Source organism: Akkermansiaceae bacterium (genome assembly GCA_024233115.1).
Taxonomy (GTDB): Bacteria; Verrucomicrobiota; Verrucomicrobiia; order Verrucomicrobiales; family Akkermansiaceae; genus Oceaniferula.
The window spans coordinates 85,962-104,419 of the sequence record JACKQB010000002.1 but is presented as its reverse complement, the minus strand read 5'-3'; the positions used below and the strand labels follow the sequence as shown (position 1 = coordinate 104,419).

At 53.9% G+C, this 18,458-nt stretch carries 14 protein-coding genes; 7 read left to right on the top strand and 7 right to left on the bottom strand.

Features of this window, described 5'->3' with window-relative positions; genetic code table 11:
• The first annotated feature begins 7 nt into the window (after window positions 1-7).
• The 7 genes from H7A51_04605 to H7A51_04575 all read left to right on the top strand — a co-directional run bounded on the left by H7A51_04605 (window position 8) and on the right by H7A51_04575 (window position 10,464).
• Window positions 8-1,042, top strand: coding sequence for a hypothetical protein (locus H7A51_04605; GenBank protein ID MCP5535501.1), 1,035 nt, complete (start codon window positions 8-10; stop codon window positions 1,040-1,042).
• Window positions 1,043-1,082: 40 nt separating this feature from the next.
• Window positions 1,083-2,615, top strand: a complete 1,533-nt coding sequence (locus tag H7A51_04600; protein MCP5535500.1) for a sialate O-acetylesterase — start codon at window positions 1,083-1,085, stop codon at window positions 2,613-2,615.
• Between the two features lie 51 nt (window positions 2,616-2,666).
• A complete protein-coding gene (locus tag H7A51_04595; GenBank protein ID MCP5535499.1) occupies window positions 2,667-3,632 on the top strand; it encodes an alpha/beta hydrolase in 966 nt (321 codons plus the stop codon).
• 94 nt (window positions 3,633-3,726) lie between these two features.
• Window positions 3,727-5,271, top strand: coding sequence for an arylsulfatase (locus H7A51_04590; protein ID MCP5535498.1), 1,545 nt, complete (start codon window positions 3,727-3,729; stop codon window positions 5,269-5,271).
• A gap of 237 nt (window positions 5,272-5,508) precedes the next feature.
• Window positions 5,509-6,777 (top strand): sulfatase, encoded by a 1,269-nt coding sequence (locus tag H7A51_04585; GenBank protein ID MCP5535497.1) that lies wholly within the window; start codon window positions 5,509-5,511, stop codon window positions 6,775-6,777.
• Between the two features lie 110 nt (window positions 6,778-6,887).
• Window positions 6,888-9,059 (top strand): right-handed parallel beta-helix repeat-containing protein, encoded by a 2,172-nt coding sequence (locus tag H7A51_04580; GenBank protein ID MCP5535496.1) that lies wholly within the window; start codon window positions 6,888-6,890, stop codon window positions 9,057-9,059.
• A 130-nt stretch (window positions 9,060-9,189) separates the two neighbouring features.
• Entirely contained in the window at window positions 9,190-10,464 is a 1,275-nt protein-coding gene (locus H7A51_04575; GenBank protein ID MCP5535495.1) for a DUF1080 domain-containing protein, read from the top strand.
• Window positions 10,465-10,483: 19 nt separating this feature from the next.
• Here the strand turns inward: H7A51_04575 and H7A51_04570 are convergent, their stop codons facing one another.
• The 7 genes from H7A51_04570 to H7A51_04540 form a co-directional block, all read right to left on the bottom strand.
• Window positions 10,484-11,305 carry a hypothetical protein gene (locus tag H7A51_04570; protein ID MCP5535494.1) on the bottom strand — a complete coding sequence of 274 codons (822 nt, stop codon included), beginning with the start codon at window positions 11,303-11,305 and terminating at the stop codon, window positions 10,484-10,486.
• A 157-nt stretch (window positions 11,306-11,462) separates the two neighbouring features.
• Window positions 11,463-12,476 (bottom strand): glutamine synthetase beta-grasp domain-containing protein, encoded by a 1,014-nt coding sequence (locus H7A51_04565; protein MCP5535493.1) that lies wholly within the window; start codon window positions 12,474-12,476, stop codon window positions 11,463-11,465.
• A gap of 124 nt (window positions 12,477-12,600) precedes the next feature.
• Window positions 12,601-13,488, bottom strand: a complete 888-nt coding sequence (locus H7A51_04560) for a serine/threonine-protein phosphatase (GenBank protein ID MCP5535492.1) — start codon at window positions 13,486-13,488, stop codon at window positions 12,601-12,603.
• Window positions 13,488-13,889, bottom strand: coding sequence for a serine/threonine protein phosphatase (locus H7A51_04555; GenBank protein ID MCP5535491.1), 402 nt, complete (start codon window positions 13,887-13,889; stop codon window positions 13,488-13,490). Before H7A51_04555 ends, H7A51_04560 begins: the two co-directional genes overlap by 1 nt.
• 44 nt (window positions 13,890-13,933) lie before the next feature.
• Window positions 13,934-14,572 (bottom strand): DUF1080 domain-containing protein, encoded by a 639-nt coding sequence (locus H7A51_04550; protein MCP5535490.1) that lies wholly within the window; start codon window positions 14,570-14,572, stop codon window positions 13,934-13,936.
• An 84-nt stretch (window positions 14,573-14,656) separates the two neighbouring features.
• Window positions 14,657-16,870 (bottom strand): molybdopterin-dependent oxidoreductase, encoded by a 2,214-nt coding sequence (locus H7A51_04545; protein MCP5535489.1) that lies wholly within the window; start codon window positions 16,868-16,870, stop codon window positions 14,657-14,659.
• A complete protein-coding gene (locus H7A51_04540) occupies window positions 16,867-18,444 on the bottom strand; it encodes a dimethyl sulfoxide reductase anchor subunit (GenBank protein MCP5535488.1) in 1,578 nt (525 codons plus the stop codon). The genes H7A51_04545 and H7A51_04540 overlap by 4 nt, the downstream gene beginning before the upstream one ends.
• Between the last annotated feature and the right edge of the window lie 14 nt (window positions 18,445-18,458).

Below are 18,458 nucleotides of genomic sequence, written 5' to 3'. Positions count from 1 at the left end.
ACTCGATATGAAATTAAACTACCTATTATCCTCGATCATCGCCTTCGGGTTTTTATCTCATCCTGCATCCGGCATAGAGCAATCAGCCTTTGTGAAGTCGCTGGTCCCCGGTCCGTTTATTCTACCATCTCCGGAAGGCTCTTGGACATGGGGTATGGCACCCATTTATGACGATGCCGGCAAGGTGCATGTCTTTAACTCGATTATCCCCCTGAAAGGAGGAAGCTGGATTAAGAATAGCAAAATTGCCCACTGGGTCGCCGATAAGCCGGAAGGACCATACAAATTGTTAGGTGATGTGTTTGTCAGTGACAAAGCCAGCTATCACAATCCGCAGATTTCCAAGGTGGGGGATACTTACGTTTTGGTCTTTCTGCTGAACCGACACAGCGATGAGAATGGCTCCAAGCAAGAGGTTGGCATCGCCACCGCCAAATCACTCAATGGGCCCTGGAAAGAAAGCCCCCACAACCCGGTGCTCAAAGCAAGCGATCAAAACGGCGATCACGCGTCCAACCCCAGCTTCGTCGCCGCCCCCGATGGCCAATTCCGGATCTATCACAAGACGATGACAAAGAATAAGGGTCTGGTCCTTCGGGAGATATCACTGGCCACCAGTGACAACATCGAAGGCCCCTACCAGGTCTCCAAGGAGAGTCCGGTTATTACCTATGCGGATAAGGGTATGGATATCGAAGATCCTTACGCATTCTTCTATCAAGGTATGTATTACATGATCGTGGAGGATCGCCAGAACGTCAAAGGTATGTTGGAAGGCACTCGCGCGGCCAAGGAAAAGAACGGCGGCTTCCGCCCCGGTCTGATCTACCAATCGAAAGATGGAATCGACTGGGGCATTCCCAAAGTCGGCTACCAGACCAACAACGTCTATTACGGTCACGAGCTCGCCCGCACCGAGCGCCCAAGTATTCTCTGGAAGGATGGCAAACCCGACTACCTGTTCCTCGCCTGCCACGATAAGGATTCCACAGCCGGCTATATCCTCAAGATCAATGGCTGGGACGGGGAGCCACAACAATAGGTTCCATTGACTTGTGGCTGGCCCTGTTTAATTTCAATCCATGAAGCTGACTGACCTCCTGTATCTTGGCGCTGTCTTGCTCGCATGCACAGCCAGTCAATCAAATGCCGGGCTGCGACCTGCTTCGCTGTTCCAGGATCACATGGTGCTGCAACGGGACGTGCCGGTGCCGGTTTGGGGTGAGGCTGATCCGGGCGCGAAGGTGACGGTGGTTTTTGCCGGTCAGAAAAAAGGCACGACCGCGACTCCCGACGGAAAATGGATGCTCAAGCTTGATCCTTTGTCCGGCAGTTATCAAGCGAGGACGTTCACCATATCTTGCGAGTATCAGTCAAAGGTCGAAGAGCTGAAATTGAATGACGTGCTTGTCGGTGAGGTATGGATTTGCTCGGGGCAGTCAAATATGCAGTATGGTGTCAACGCTGCACCAGAAGTGAAGGCTCTGATTCCCAGGTCAAAAAACATCCGCAGTTTCGCCGTTAAACGCACGGTGGCATTTACCGAACAGGCCTACTGTGAAGGTGGGTGGGTCGACCGCTACCCGGATAGTGCGGTGGCGTTTGCCTTTGCCCACTCGTTGCAAGCTGCTGCTGACGTGCCGGTTGGTATTATTTTATCGTGTTGGGGAAGCTCATCACTAGAAGCATGGATGCCACGCGATATGGTGGACAGCGTTCCGCACTTCAGGACCATGATGGATGAGTTTGACGCCAATACGGAAGCCCGGAATCAAATCAAGGCAGCTCTGAACAAGCCCAAGGGGTGGAGCCAGCAGGAGGATGTTTTCCTGCGGCGGCAGTCGAATATCCTCTACAACGCGATGATGCATCCGCTGGCTCCGTATGCATGCCGTGGCTTGGTGTGGTACCAGGGCGAACGCAATACCCAGTCAATGTATGGCATGGTTAAAACCCCATGGTTCTCACGCAACTCAGGGATGCTGATCTATGGCGATGTTTTAAAACAATGGATGCAGCGCTACAGGAAACAATGGGGGAGCGAGGAATTTCATTTTCTCGTCACCATGTTGCCTGGTTACGGTCAGTGCTTGAAGACAGGACCGGATAAGGCACCGGATAGCCCGACCGCTCACTCGTGGGCCTGGATGCGTGAATCCCAGTTGAAGGCCTTGGGGTTGAAAGGGGTCAGTGTCGCAAATACGATTGATCTGGGTGATCTCAAGAACGTACACCCGAAAGATAAACTTCCGGTGGGGCAACGTCTTGCTCTGTTGGCAGCACGCGATACCCTGGGCATGCAGATTGTCGCACAGGGGCCGGTGGTTAGAAATGTCGAGTCGAAAGGACATCATCTAACAGTTAATTTCGATCATGCCGACGGTCTGAGAACCAAGGATGGGAAAGCCCCGACCGCGTTCTGGATTGCAGACAATTCCCAAAAGTGGGTGCGCGCACAAACAAAGATAGCGGGACAGAGTGTCGTGCTGCATTCACCTGAAGTGGCAAAACCCCTTTACGTTCGCTACGCTTTCGCTGGTATGCCGAAGGTCAATCTCGTTAATGGCAGCGGGCTTCCTGCCTATCCGTTTAGAACCGATCACTTCAAGCCATAGCGCAGTTTCATCCATTCCCCGGGTACCACCGTGACCTCACATTATCACAACATGAAAATACATATTTGCACCCTGTTGGCACTACTACTATGCCTGATTCCCATTGACGCGCAGGCGGAAAAGGCGAAGAAGCCGAATAAACCGAGAAAAGCACTGGAAACCGGTTACCCTAGAAAACTCGGTGTGGTCTATAAAACCGTCGGCAAACGTCAGCTGGAATTCGATCTGTATTACCCCGATGCAAAGGCCGGTCGCCCATGCCCGGTGATCGTTTACACCCACGGCGGAGGCTGGGCGGCGGGAAGTCGGTTCGGTGCCGCCAGCGGTGGTTTTGCTCCGCTTTTCAAAATCCTGGTCAATAAAGGCTTCTGCATCGTCTCAGTGGACTATCGATTATACAGTAAGGAAGGCACTGTCAGGATGCGCGACTGCGTGATCGACTCAAAGGACGCCATCAGATACCTGGTCAAAAACAGCAGGTCTCTCGGTATTGATCCTGGGAAGCTCTTTGTCTTTGGCGATTCCGCTGGCGGGCATATTGCGCAGATGCTGGCCCTGGCACCGGCCAAAGCCCTGGCTGGCGACAAGGATCTGGCAGACGTCGACTACAACGTCACAGCCGGTCTTTCATGGTATGGTCCGTGCGACTTTGAGAAAACGGACTTGTTCAATCACGACGATCGACCCGGTTTCAAAGACCGCTTTGGCCCTCGTATCGTCGATACAGGCGTTACAGCTGGGGAAAAATTACGGCTCTATCGGGAAATGAGTCCGATCAACTATCTCAACAAGAACAGCCCTCCACTTCTCTTGATCCAAGGCGATAAAGACACCACCATTCCTGTGAAACATGCCTACCACATGGCGGAAAAAGCCAAGGAGTCGGGTGCTCCGGTAAAAACTCTCATTGTCAGGAACGCAGGGCATAACTGGCGTAAGGTCGATGCTGATATCAGTCCTTCACGCCATGAAATCGTTGCGGCATCCGCCCGGTTTTTTGTCGACCATCTGAAATGACAAACAGACAAAGACATCCCGTAAACAACAAAATCGGTCTATAAGTCGGCAGCCACTGGCAACACCACACTATCCTTGAACCATTGTGACAATTATGAAAATTCCGAATCTCTGCACTCAACTCATCCTCGGGCTCTATTTTGTGATCACTCCCACGGTATTCGCCGCCGCGGCAAAGCCTAACATCATCGTCATCTATACCGATGATCAGGGCTATGGTGATGTGAGTGCTCTCAATCCGGAGGCAAAGTTCAAGACTCCCAATCTGGATATGTTAGTCAACGAAGGAATCGCATTTACCAATGGCCATAGTGCGGACTCGGTGTGCACTCCATCCAGATATGGCTTGCTCACCGGTCGCTATCCTTGGCGCACAGTGCGCAAGTCCGGTGTGATGCAATCCGAGGGAAAGTGTATGATCGCGGATGGACGGATGACGCTGGCGTCGCTGCTCAAAGAAAACGGCTACCACACGGCCATGGTGGGCAAGTGGCATCTCGGTATGGATTTTCCAGGAACTCGGCAGGACCGTGACTGGTCGAAACCGACCAAGGACATGCCTCTTGATAAGGGGTTCGACTATTATTTCGGGGTGCCTGCCTCCCTCAACTTCGGCGTGCTGGCTTGGTTTGAAGGGCGCTACGCCAAGGTGCCGCCAACGCTCTATACCAAGAAGAAGAAAAACCCGCGCTACCTCGACTACCGGATTATGCCGCCCTACAATGACGGTGGTAAGCGCGGTCTTGAGGTCGCTCCGGATTTTATCGACAACCAATGCCTGACACGTTTCACCGACAAGGCGATCGAGTGGCTCACGGGGAAAACCGCTGACGCCAAGGCGGGGAAACCGTTTTTCCTCTACCTGCCGTATACCTCACCGCATTATCCGGTTTGTCCATTGCCCGAATTCCACGGCCAAGGGGGGGCGGGGGCCTACGGTGAGTTTGTCATCGAGACGGATTATCACGTCGGACGTATTTTGAAATTCCTTAAAGCTCAAGGACTCGATCAGAATACTATGGTTATCTACAGTAGCGACAATGGCCCCGAGAAATCCTGGTCGTCACGCTTGGAGGAAACCGGACACGATAGCCGCGGTGGCTACCGCATGGGCAAACGCTCTGTCTATGAGGGCGGGCACCGGGTGCCGTTTATGGTCCGCTGGCCTGCTGGTATCGCCCAGTCCGGTCGTCAATGGAATGGCGTTGTTGGACAGACCGATTTGCTGGCCACCTTCGCAGAAATCCTCGGTAAAAAACTACCTGATACCGCAGGCGAGGACAGCCAGAGTTTTGCCTCGGTTTTGACCAATCCTGAATCCGGGCACCAACGCCTGCCGATCATCACCCGGAGCAACGAATCCGGTGACGGACGTTACGCCATCACCGGGGGGGATTGGAAACTCATCCTGCCTAACAAAAAACACAAAGCGGAGTTGTATAACCTTGCGGCCGACCCCGCCGAAACAAATAACCTCGCCAATGGGCATCCTGAAAAAGTGCAGCAACTCCAAAAGCTAGCCACGTCGATCGTGGTGCAGGGAAGAACAACCCCCGGTGCCCGTCAAGCCAACGACACCGGCTACTGGAGGGAGCTTTCCTGGATGACAGAGGCTGAGTTTATGGGGCAGGCGAAATAAGAATTACGAATGCTTATCCACCAAAAGCCCGATGATACACCCGACCGCTTTACATGGCCTATGAAATCGACCACTATAGCTTGTCGCTCCATCGCGGAGCAACATTGAGCATTGGACGTTAATAATGAATATGGAATGATGAAAAAATTACTTACACACACACTGGCTATAGGTCTGGTTATACTGAACCTCACTGGAGCGACCACCGGAGCCGAAAAACCTAACATTATTTTCATCATGGCCGATGATTTAGGGCCGGGGTGGGTTGACTTCGATGGTAGTAGTCGGAAAATCAACACCCCGAACCTGGAGCGGATGGCTGGGAACGGGATGCTTTTTACCCGGGCTTACGCTGCGGCTAGTGTCTGCTCACCAACGCGTGCCGCTTGTATCACTGGGATGTCTCCTGCCCAGATCGGTCTGACTACCCACATCCCTGGAATGGCGGGAAAACGCCATCAGGCTCCTGCCGGTGGCCCCAACGACGCAGCATCCCTGAATCAACTCCCGCTGGAACTTCCCAGTTATGCACGCGAACTGAAGAAACAGGGATATGCCACAGCCTTCATTGGCAAATGGCACCTGGCAGGTGAGGGCTCGATGAAGAGTAAAGGCGGTATGGTTGCCCCCAGGTATCACCCTGAACACTACGGCTTCGACAGCAACATCGCTGGTTGTGCTTATGGCCAGCCGAAGTCCTGGTTTGATCCGTATCGAAACGGGGCTATCAAAAACCGTAACAAGGGAGAGTATCTAACAGATCGCTTGGGAGACGAGGCGGTTGCATTCATTCAAGCCAATCAGAATACCCCCTTTCACCTGTCGCTCTGGTTTTACTCCGTGCACTCGCCAATCAAAGCACCTAAGGCACGGGTGAAAAAAAATGGCGGTGACGCCTATCTGGCGATGCTCGAATGCATGGACCATGCGATTGGCAAGGTGCTGGATGCATTGGAGAAATCCGGGATACAGGATAATACCTTGGTTGTATTTTACTCGGATAACGGCGGCGACAAACCTACTTCATGGTTGGCCGAAAAAAAAGGCTCACTGCTCGAAGGTGGTTTGAGGGTTCCCATGGTTGTCACCTGGCCCAAGGTGATTAAGCCCGGCACCCAGACGGCGGTGCCCGTCAACAGTATGGATTTTTTCCCCACCTTTGTGCATGCGGCAGGTGGTTCCACAGCCGGGATTTCCCAGCTCGAGGGACTTGACCTCATGCCGCTGTTCAAGGGCGGCAAACAACTCGACCGCGATGCTCTCTATTGGCATTACCCCCACAACCGCAAAGGCGTCAAATACAATATGGGCAGTGTCATCCTTGCGGGCGATTGGAAGTTGTATCAAGGTCACGGCGTGACTCCAACGGCCCTGTTCAATCTCAAGGACGATCCGATGGAAAAAACCAACCTGATCAGCCAAAAACCGGAACTGGCGGATCGCCTGGGCAAACAGCTCGGCCAATGGCTCAAAAAGACAAACGCAAAAATGCCGGTCGGTGACTGATCGCCCTAACTAAAACACTTCCCATGAATCCTATCACCTCCGCGTTCTGGTATACATCCTGCGTACGAATCAGCAGCACGTAGGTATCGCGGATTTTCATTACATCAGACATGCAGAATCTAACATCCTTCTTTCTCCTGCTGATGGCAGGAGTGGTATTGGCGGAACCTTCGCCCAAAGCGGATTATTATGTATCGCCCGACGGCTCCGACCAATGGTCGGGTAAGCTGTCCGAACCCAACGGAGGGAAGAACGACGGGCCCTTTGCAACTCTAGCACGTGCCCGTGACGCCGTTCGGGAATTGAAAGAGAACAAGTCGGGTAGTATCGTTGTCTTGCTGCGTGGTGGCACCTATCAGCTGGAGAAAACCGTCGTTTTCAGTCTGGAGGATTCGGGAAAAGAGGATGCCACGATCACCTACGCCGCCTACCCAGGGGAGAAGCCGCTGTTCAGTTCGGGACGGGGGATCAAGGGGTGGACGATGCTAAGCGATGTCCCTGCGGGGCTTCCTGCATCGGCGAAAGGAAAAGTCTGGGTCGCCGATGTCACAGGTCGGTTTTTTACACTCTACGACTCGGCAGGTCGTCTTCCGCGCGCGCGGTCAAAAGGGTTTATTCCGCTCACAGGGGGAAGCAGGAACAGGCTTCATTTTCCAAGTGGCCGGTTGAAAAGCTGGCCGAATGTCACGGACGTCGAGATTATCGTCCGTCCACACCATGCCTGGATCGTGAACATCCTGCCTCTGGCGGCGGTGGACGAGCAAAAACAGATAGCGCACACCTCCATCAATGCTACCTACGCGATGAATCCGCTTCACTTTTTGAAAACAACCGAGTCGTGTTGGGTCGAAAACGTCCTAGAGGAACTCGACCAGCCCGGCGAGTGGGTTCTCAACACCAAGGAAAAAAAACTCTACCTCTGGCCAAGGAACGATGGCGAACCGAAAGGTGTTCTGGCACCCTGCCTGGAGGAGTTTATTCGGGTGGAGGGGCAGATCGACAAGGCGGGACCAGAGGACAAACCGGTACGCAACCTGCACTTCAAGGGCCTGACCTTCATGCACGGTGATCGTTATCTTCTCAACAAGGAGGACGCCGGTTTGCAGCACGATTGGGATATGCTCGACAAGGGGAATGCCTTGATGCGTTTGCGCGGGAGCGAGCACTGTGTGATTGAGCAATGTCACTTCGCTAACAGCGGCAGCGGCGCCATCCGCGTCGATTTGCATGGCAGCAAAAACACCCTCTCTGGCAACCATATCCAACACATGGGCGGTGCCGGTATCCTTCTCTGCGGTTACGGGCCAGGCACCAAAGACGTCAACACCAACAATCTCGTCTATAACAATCACATTCACCACATCGGCGAGATCTACTCACATTCACCCGGAATCATGCTCTGGCAAAGCGGGGAGAACCGGGTGGCGAACAATCTCATCCATCACACTCCGTACACCGCCCTGATCGTTTCCGGTTGTATGACGGAATTTTTCTCCAAAGGCGATAACCGTGAACTCGGGAGAACCCTCAGGCGGCATGAAATCAAAGGCCTAGCCAGGAAACCAACGCTGGAACAAGTCCGCCCCTACCTGCACACACATGATAACCTCATCGAATACAACGAGATCCATCACGCCATGGAAATGCTGGGTGATGGTAATGCCATCTACATCCGTGGGGCAGGGGCGGGCAACGTCATCCGGCGCAACTACGTACACCATCTGGTCGCGCCGATGATCATGCAGTGCGCGATCCGGACGGACGGTGGGCAGAAGGACACACTCATTGCCGAAAACCTGATCTACAAATGCACCTCCCAGGGGATCATGCTGAAGTTGAATACGCGCTGTGAGAACAACATCGTCGCCGATATCATCGCGCCACCACGCGGCTACTACCTGGCGGTGCGGGAAGGTCCGATGAAAGGGGCGACGATCAGGCGCAACATCCTTTACGCTTCCCAAAAAGAATGTGTGTTTATCGATGAACTGGCACCCGGAAAAGGAAGGAAAACCGAGGATCGTCGAGGCAGGCAACTAGCATTCTCCAAGGATGCCGACACCGATTACAACATCTATTTCTGCGCTGCGAATCCTGAAGCGGGTAAGGCGATGTTGAAAAAACAACAAGACGACGGAGTGGACGCCCACAGCCGTTCGGTCGATCCGCTCTTTGTCGATCCGGAAAACGGCGACTTCCGTTTCGCTCCAGGCTCGCCCGCATTGAAAATGGGCATTGTCCCCATCGACCTTTCTAAAATTGGCTTGCGAACCAGCAAGTAGCTCCCGGCTTTTCGAGTCGTCTGCCCCTTGTACCACGATCGGACACTAGATGCATTTTGTAATCTATTGGAGACACGCCATACCTGAAATTTTTCTGGTAAAAGCAGTATGGATTTGCCGTAGTAGGTGTATGAAAACTAAAAATGCGACCCATAGCCTGAGTGTGCTTTTCATACTTGGCACGATGATGTCTGTTTCAGCCGTGGAGCTGACCGATGTGGAAAAAGCCCAGGGATGGAAGGTATTATTCGACGGTAAAAGCTTTGCAGGTTGGCGCAGCTATCAACAAAAGGGGGTTGGCAAAGGTTGGAAAGTGGTCGATGGCGTTATGCACCACACCCAAGGAGGAGGTGACTTGATCACGGAAAAACAGTATGAGGACTACGAGCTGAGCCTTGAGTGGAAGATTTCAGAGAAGGGAAACAGTGGCATATTCCTGGCAGCACAGGAAACATCCGGCCCCATCTACCACACAGGTATCGAAATGCAGATTCTCGACGACAAGAAGCACCCTGACGGAGTACACGAAAAACACAGATCGGGCGGTTGTTATGGCCTCTACAAACCACCGGCAGATGCCGTCAAGGAGGTTGGGCAGTGGAACAAGGTGCACATCGTCAAGCAGGGCGATCATTACCGTTTTTATCTCAATGGGATTAAAACCGCTGACTTCAAGACCGAGGGTGACGACTTCAAGAACCGGGTAGCTAACAGCAAATTCAGCAAGTGGCCGTATTTTGGCCGTCACAACAAGGGACACATTGGCTTGCAGGACCATGGTGACGCGGTTTCATTCCGTCATATCAAACTGCGTGAACTCAATCCCGTGCAACTGTTTAATGGTGCGGATATCAAGAACTGGGATCATTTCCTGAACGGAGACACTCCGGCGGACAAGACCTGGAGCGTTGTCGACGGAGTGTTGAAATGCACCGGCAATCCAGCAGGTTATCTGATGACAAAAAATGATTACCGCGATTACCAAATCGACCTTGAGTGGCGCTGGGTGCCCGGTCAACGGGCCGGCAACAGCGGTTTATTGCTACACGCCGTGGCAGGCTCCCAGGAAGTGGGTCACTGGCCGAAGTGTCTGGAGGCCCAGCTCATGACTGGACAGGCGGGGGACTTCTACACCTTGGGATACGGGATTACCGTAACTGACATGGATACACGTCATCAAGGACGCAGGCTCCAGAACCTGACCGATGACTCGGAAAAAGCCCACGGTGAGTGGAATCACATGCGCACAGTTTGCCGGGGGGGCGAAGTCACGGTGTTTGTCAATGGTGAGCTGGTCAATTACGGATACGGATGTACAGCCCAGCAGGGTCGCATTTGTCTTCAGAGCGAAGGTGCGCCTATTGAATTCAGGAAGGCAGTACTGACCCCGATTCCAGGGAAGTAGAGGAAAACAAGGCGGGGGGTTATCTAAGCTTCTGCTCAAGACCATTGCTATCATTGCCCGTGTCTGCGGAACCTGTGCGGACAAAGCTCATGGCAAAGTTACGTTGATCCATGTTGAACATGCGTCCCTGCCACTGGATGCGACCATTCACCGTTACCTTGCGTAAGCAGACCCGGGCAGAGACCGCACCACCTTCAACGTCTCCAAGGCTCGTATCCCACTCGTCGAGGTAAAGCCGCCCGTCGGCGTAGTTGTAGCCGGTCAGTTGGTAGGATTTGTTATTATTAAGATTGGTGTAGAGGCCGCGAACCCTTCCGTTGGTATACCAGTTCAGTGTTACCTTGATAGAAGCATTGCCAAGTTTACCAAAGTAGGTTGATGAACTTGTCAGTGTCTCCGGTCCGTTAGGCACGAATTTTGTCATTCTAACGGGGTAGTCGACAAGTTCGGTGAAGTGGATCGTGCCGGTCCAGGACAGCTGCCCTGTCCCATCGCCTTTGGTGATGAGTCCGGTGCCGTTGTGTTGGTTTTGCTTCCACGCTTCCATGATGATCCGGCCCGGTTTCGAGTTGTCGCCATACAACCTGATTTCCCCTGTATGATAGCTGTCAAAAAATGCCCCCCGGACTTTGGTTCCGTGAAACCATTGAAGGACGTAGACACCCTCGGTTTTGCCATAGCTTCCCGTGTAAATTGAGTGACTGATGTCGATGGGTTGATTACCTACCTTGGCCCGGATGCTGTCGTCGTTTGGAGCTCCGATTTTATCTTCGATGGACTGCGACAATATGGGTGTCATAAGGGCCAATGTGGCCGCACAGACGGAACGTAAAGTTTTCATAGCGTCCGTGGATAACATGGAATGGTGGGCAAAGTCAAGATACCCACCCGTATGACCGTGCGTCATCCGCTGCTCATGTCCTCCTGTATATCTACATTTAAAAAAACCGGTCGTGGCAAGACACCACGACCGGTTGAAAGAATGATGTGATGGCGGATCAGATTTTGACCGTGTTGATGGTCTGGATGATCCGGCCGGCAATCTTGTAGGGGTCGCCCTGGGAGTTGGGGCGGCGGTCCTCAAGGTAGCCTTTGTAGGCATCGTTTTTGACGAAGCTATGGGGCACACGGATGGAGGCTCCCCGGTCAGCAACACCCCATGAGAACTTGTCAATCGACTGGGTCTCGTGAAGGCCGGTAAGGCGCTTGTCGTTGTCGGGGCCGTAAACGGCGATGTGCTCCTCGCAGAACTCTTCGAAGGCATCCATGAGCTTCAGGAAGTAATCCTTACCACCGACCTCGCGGAGGTACTTGGTGGAGAAGTTAGCGTGCATGCCGGAGCCATTCCAGTCGCCCGTGATTGGTTTGCAGTGCCATTCAACGTCCACTTCAAATTCTTCACAAAGACGGAGCAAGAGGAAGCGTGCCACCCACATCTCGTCAGCGGCTTTCTTCGAGCCTTTGCCGAAGATTTGGAATTCCCACTGGCCCTTGGCGACCTCGGCGTTGATTCCTTCGTGGTTGATTCCGGCGTAGAGGCAAAGCTCAAGGTGGGTGTCAGTGATCTCGCGGGCGATTCCACCGACGTTGCCAAATCCGACCCCGCAGTAGTATTCACCTTGTGGGTTCGGGTAGCCACCTTTCGGGAAGCCGAGTGGAACACCTTTTTGCATGAGGAAATACTCCTGCTCGAAGCCAAACCATGTGTCTTCATCGTCCGGGATGTTGGCCCGGCCGTTGGATGGGTGGGGGGTGCCGTCAGGGAGCAATACTTCACACATGACAAGGACCCCGTTTTCACGGGTGCCGTCTGGGTAAAGAGCTACGGGCTTGAGCACGAGGTCGGAGCTGCCGCCTTCTGCCTGACGGGTGGATGAGCCATCAAAACCCCAGTCCGGGAGTTGTTCGAGGGTGGGGAACTCATCAAAGTTCTTCATCATGCACTTGGTGCGGAGGTTCTGAACGGGCGTGTAGCCGTCAAGCCAGATGTAATCGAGTCTGTATTTAGCCATAATGTCTTTTTTCTAATGGTTTTTGTCTGTGGTTGTCGCTGTGTTGTGCCGCGACGAAGCAATTTCGATTCGTTTGATAGCAGTTACCGTGCCAGGTTTGGTAAAAAGGATATTATTTTCCATTCTATACCATATCATGGACCTCCAGCGCAATCAGGGTTGTATCGTCCCTGCCATCATTACTGATGGCGCGCGCCATCAGAGACTCTGCGAGTGACCTTGTCGAGTCTGGGTTTTTCAAAAATGCGCTGTGAATGTGTTTCTCCCATAGTCCGTCGATCAGGCCGTCGCTGCAGATTAAAAAACGATCCCCTGACAGATAGGGGAAGGCGAGAATGTATGGGTTGACCGTGCGGTGTCCTCCACCGACGACTTCGTAGAGGGCCGACCTGCGTGGGTGGGTACGGTAGGCGCGCTCGTTGAGCTCACCACGTTGTAATTGGTTCCAGGCAAAAGTATGGTCCTGGGTGAGTTGCCGGGTTTCTGACTCTCCATCGGGATTTTTCCGGTGGAGATAGATCCTGCTGTCGCCAACGTTGCATAGGTAGAGGTTTTCCGGGGTGAACCAGGCCAGGGCCAGGGTGGCGGCCATGCCTTTTTTACTTTCGTCTCCCGCCGCCTGGGCATTGATCGCAAGGTGCACGGCCTGGATGGCCTGTTGCAGATGGGTGAAATAACCCGGTCGCAGACCCGCTGCCGCCGTTTTAAAAGTGCGCGGGATCATGGAGCTTAGCTGTTCCAGCATGAGGCGGGATGCGACGTCTCCGGCATTGCCTCCCCCCATACCATCGGAAACGGCAAAGATAAGGTCTTGTTTTTCCAATGAGTGGCGACCGTCCTTGCCCAAAAGCGACGCTCCGTTGATATCCGATGCAAAAGCGAGCCAGGCATCGTCGTTGATGCGTTTTTTGGTACCCGAAACGGAGTCGGCCGACCAGGTAATGGCAGCCGCCTCGTGTCCTGCGGTTATTTTGGGCGCACCCGGCAGAAATGGGTTAGGGGAATCGCTCACTAGTGGGAATCGGTTGTCCTGGGATCATCCAGCAGGGTAGCCAGCTCGAAGTCAATGACACAGAACCGGCCTTCCTTGCTGTCGTAGGTGATGTTGCGGGAAAACGGGTCGTCGTGGCGCACGCCGAATTTTTCCTCGAGCTCTTTGAAGAGCTTGGCGGTTTTCTTCTGGGAAATGTCAGGGGCCGGGGAGCCGCAGTTGGTGGTGACGAGGTGCAGCTCGCTGGCATCCGAATCGATGTAGCGGGGGACATTTTCGCAGCCACGTTCCTCGAGGGCTTTGAGGATACGGATCTCGTTGGCGAATCGCTCTTCCTTGTCGGTGCCGCGGAAGTACTTGTGGACATTGCCGTAAAAATCGATTTTGACAAGGGACCGGATACCGTCTTTGAGGGGACGCATTGTTTCAGTTTGAAGTGGATGGTTTGAAGTCGTCGATGGCTGGATTACGGCAACAGTTTCACTTTGATATTCTTCGTAAAAACAACACTCCCGGGGTCATGAGCTTGAATACCAAAGGTGCCTTGGGAGAGTCTGCGGCGGTCTTTGACACCGGGTTCCTCGACATAGGTGACCACCACTTTTCCGTTCACCTTGGTGGTTACGGTGAGGTCCTTCACAATGATCTCGTAGCGGAACCACTCGTTGTCTTTGGCGGGAGCTTTGAGGTTTTTTTTGACGATATAGATGCTGCCGGTTTTGACAGGGTCACCCTGGGTCTGGTTGATCTGGGCTTCGTGCCCGACAGGCCAGCCCTTGTCCTGATATTGGGTATGAAAGAAAATGCCGCCGTTGGATCCGGGCCTGGTCATGACGTCCGCGATGAAATGGAAGTTCTTGGCATCCTTGGCTTTGCCGGTGTGGTAGAGCATGGTCGGCTTGCCCTGGCACCTGATGGCTCCGTCTTTGATGGTGATGCTACCGGGGTTCCACTTGTCGATTTGCCATCCGGTGAAATCCTTGCCGTTAAACAAGTTGATCCAGCCCTCCTTTTTTTCGGTGTCGGATAATACATTATCCTCCGCATTCGCGAGACCGATAGTGAGAGAGCAAGCAAGTATGAGTAGTGAGTTTATTTTTTTCATTGTGGGTAGGTGTCGGGATGAGTCAGCTTACTGGCCACAGAGCTTAAAGCCAAGCCAAACTGGAAAAATCCGGGACCTTTGTCATCAAGCGATGCCCAGGCTGACGGCACACGATTTGTAATTGGGCTGGCGGGAGTGCGGGTCGACCGAGCCATGCGTGAGCAAATTGGTCTCCGCGTAATGCATCGGTAGAAAAATTTGCCCCGCCTGCACCGTGGGTGTAATCCATGGTGTTGCGGTGATGCTGCCACGGCGTGATGAGATCCTCATCCTGCTGTGCGCGTCGAGTCCGAGCCGTTTGGCGTCCAGAGGATTGATCTCAGCGTAGATGGATTCGGGATGAAGTTTGCGTAGAACAGCGGATTTTTTGGTCCGCGTCTGCGTATGCCACTGAGCCGAGGTTCCCCGGCCTGTTAGGAGTAGAAAGGGAAACTGGTCATCCACGGGTTCAGGGTTGTTGCGCGGCAGGTCGAAGATGAAGGTCGCCTTTTGGTTGGGATGATAGAACTTACCGTCTTCAAACAGTCGTCTCTGGCTGTTGACGATCGATGCGTGTTTTTCCTTGTCCGTGTATGGCCACTGGATGCCTCCCGCGTGGTCGATCATCCTGTAATCCTCGATTCCGGTAATGTCACACGGCTGGTCTTTGCTCAACCTTTTGAGGATTTGGAAAACGGCCTCGGGGTCGGTCCATTCCTTGAATAGTTCCGCACAGCCCCATGCGTTGGCGATCAGACGAAAAATATGGAAATCGGCTAACGCCAAACCGGGTGCGCGGGAAACCTGTTTGACCAGACCTATCCTGCGCTCGGAGTTAATAAACGTGCCGTCTTTCTCCGCCCATGCGGCAGCCGGCAGGATGAGATCCGCATGTTGAGCCGACTCGGTGCTGTGATACATGTCCTGGACAACAAGGAAGTCGAGTTGCTCAAGTAACTTGGTAAAGCGCTTTTGATGAATCCATGAGTGGGCGCCATTGGTGGCAATCATCCAAAGCCCCTTGATCTTGCCGTCTTCAATGCCTTGGATAATCTGGTCGTAGGCCCAGCTATTCTGGTCGGGGATATTCTGCAGCGGAATATCGAGGATTTCCGCGATCTTTTTACGATGGGCGGGGTTGGTGAAATCGTGACCACCTAGCAGGTTGGTTGTGTTGCTGAACAGGCGTGAGCCCATCGCATTGCATTGACCGGTAATCGAGTTCGCCCCGGTTCCGGGTCGTCCGATATTGCCGGTCATCAAGGCCAGGTTAATGATGGCTTGTGCCGTGCGGGTGGCCTCGTATCCTTGGTTGACACCCATCGTCCACCAGAAGGAAACACGCTTTCCTTCGTGGATCGTCTTGGCCAGCCGGTGCAGGTCATCCTTGGGAATACCGCTGAGTTTGCTCGCGACCTCGGGAGTGAATTCATGGACGTGACTGGCAAAGGCTTCGAACTCGGTGGTGCTCTGGTCGATGAAGTCGTGGTCGATCCATCCCTTGTCTATCAGGATGTGTGCAATGCCGTAAAAAAAGACCAGGTCGGACTTGGGTTGGATCGGGTAATGCTGGGTGGCGGCAACGGCGGTTTCCGTTTTGCGAGGATCGATGACAATGATTTCCGGGCTGTTAGGATTGCGCAGAACACGCTGCCACATGATGGGGTGGGCGATGCAGAGGTTGGAGCCAACGAGGACGATGACATCGGATTCTTCAAAGTCCTGGTAGGTGTAGGGCGGCGCGTCGAAGCCGAAGCTTTGTTTGTAGGCGGTGACGGCCGTCGCCATGCACTGGCGCGTATTGCCATCGCCGTGAACCATTCCCATGCCGAACTTTGCCAGGCTTCCGAGCAGTGTCATTTCCTCGACACAGATTTGCCCGGTGCTGATAAACGCCATCGATTCCCTGCCGTGTTCTTTTTGGACCTTGTTTACCTTTTTACAGAAATAGTCCATGGCTTGTTGCCAGCCGACAGCTTCCAATGCGCCGCCGCGTTCGCGCCGGATCATCGGGGTGGTTGCGCGATCATCAGCGGTCAGAGGAGTGAGGGCTTCCCAGCCCTTGGGGCACGCCATGCCGAGGTTGACCGGGTAATGGGTCGAGGGGGTCAGGTTGACCGCCTGGCCTGCTTTGAGGTGGATGTTCAGCCCGCAGCCCGTGGCGCAGAAGCCGCAGACCAAATTGGTGGTAGCATCGGGTTTCTGTTTGCGTGGCACCTGGCCAAGGCCGAATCCCCCCGGAGCGCGGACCAACTCCTCGGTCTTGGCACCACTCCAGGCGCGCATAGGCGGGATGGCTTTTTTGATGATGTCCTTCATGATGTCGGCGAGGAGGGGTTACCTGGCATTTTGGGGGCGGCTACAGCACGGAAGAAAAGAGACCGCGCCAACCACTCACCTGACAGGATGAGGAGCGATGCTACGATCGGGTTGAGCAACAACATGGCGGCCCCTAACACAAGCAGCAGCCAGCGCGTGGTGAGGGTTTGATGGAGTGGACCCAGCTGGAGTAATGCACTCTTTTTGGCATACGACCAATCACCATGCCTGGCAGGCAGGAGTGAGCTGATTTCGATTGCCGTTTTAGCAATCAATCCCAGCCCAAACAGACCCCATAAAAATCCGGGGGGCGATGGTTCGAGATACGCGGTGATGGCGATGCTGATACTCGAACCTGCCAAGAGGGCTGTTCCATAAAAACGGGCCAGGCTGCGGTCGATACGCCAGAAGTCACGATGGGTGTCGGCGTAGACCATTACCGAACAGAAAACACCGAACAGACCAATCAGGCAGCAGGCCAGCGCGACGGCGGGCAACAGCGCTGTGAAGTCGAACCATAACATGCCGCAGACTAAAATCGCCATGGGTGGCCAGGCGCCGAAGATCACAATTTCCCGACTCAACCAGGATTTCCTGAGTCCGAGAAATGCCCGCCAAGCCCCTTTGGGGTTGCCCAGGTGGCAGATGCTTGAGCCGATCCCGATCACCGTGACGGCAAGCCCGCTGAAGGCGATGGCTAGCAGGGTGGGCAGGCTAACAGATGGAGCGGTGAGCAGTAACAGAGCAAGGATGGTGAACAGACCCGCGCCGGTCTGTGTGAGCGTAAGCATCCAAACAAGAGGGCTATGACCATGCTCGGGTTTGAGCGACTGCTGGTCGGCTGCGACAAGATTTTCAGGAAGGTTCCTGCTGCTTCGGAACGTGGTTGTCGGTTTGGTGTATTCAGAGTTGAATGCACCTGCGATCATCTGTGGGGTGGTTGCGGACGCTTCCTTTTTAACCACCTTAATGGAGATGGCTGCTGACGGACATGACTGGACACAGGCGGGAGCTTCGCCTGCTTTTAAGCGGTCGTAACACATGTCGCACTTGCGAACGATTCCGAGTGCCTCGTTGTATTTGGGCACATCGTAGGGGCATTTGAGAATGCAGTATTGGCAGCCGATACACTGGTCGTCCAGATGGCGCACTATACCCGTTGCAACATCTTTTTCGTAGGCGAGGGTCGGGCATCCGTTCATGCATGCCGGATCAATACAGTGGTGGCAAGCAGAGGTGACCGTCTGCTGTGCAGGTGCGGCCGTGGTGCCACCCGTAAGCATACCCACATCGCGCCACGACTCGGTTTCATCGAGTCCGTTCAGACTATGGCAGGCGACAACACAAGCCTTGCACGCGGTGCATTTATCGAGATCGACTTCAAAGGAAAATTGTTCACCTTCGGCGGGAAGTCCGAGCGGAATGAGGTCGCGATAATACTTTTCCTGGACCGGGACTTCTTCGCGCTCGTGTTTTTGGCTGAACCTCTCCACAGCGGTCAGCGACTGCTGGCGACTGAGAAATTGATCGATCAAATTAGGCGTGGAGACGGGCACTACGTCTCTGTTTAGCATACAGCGTGCCAGAG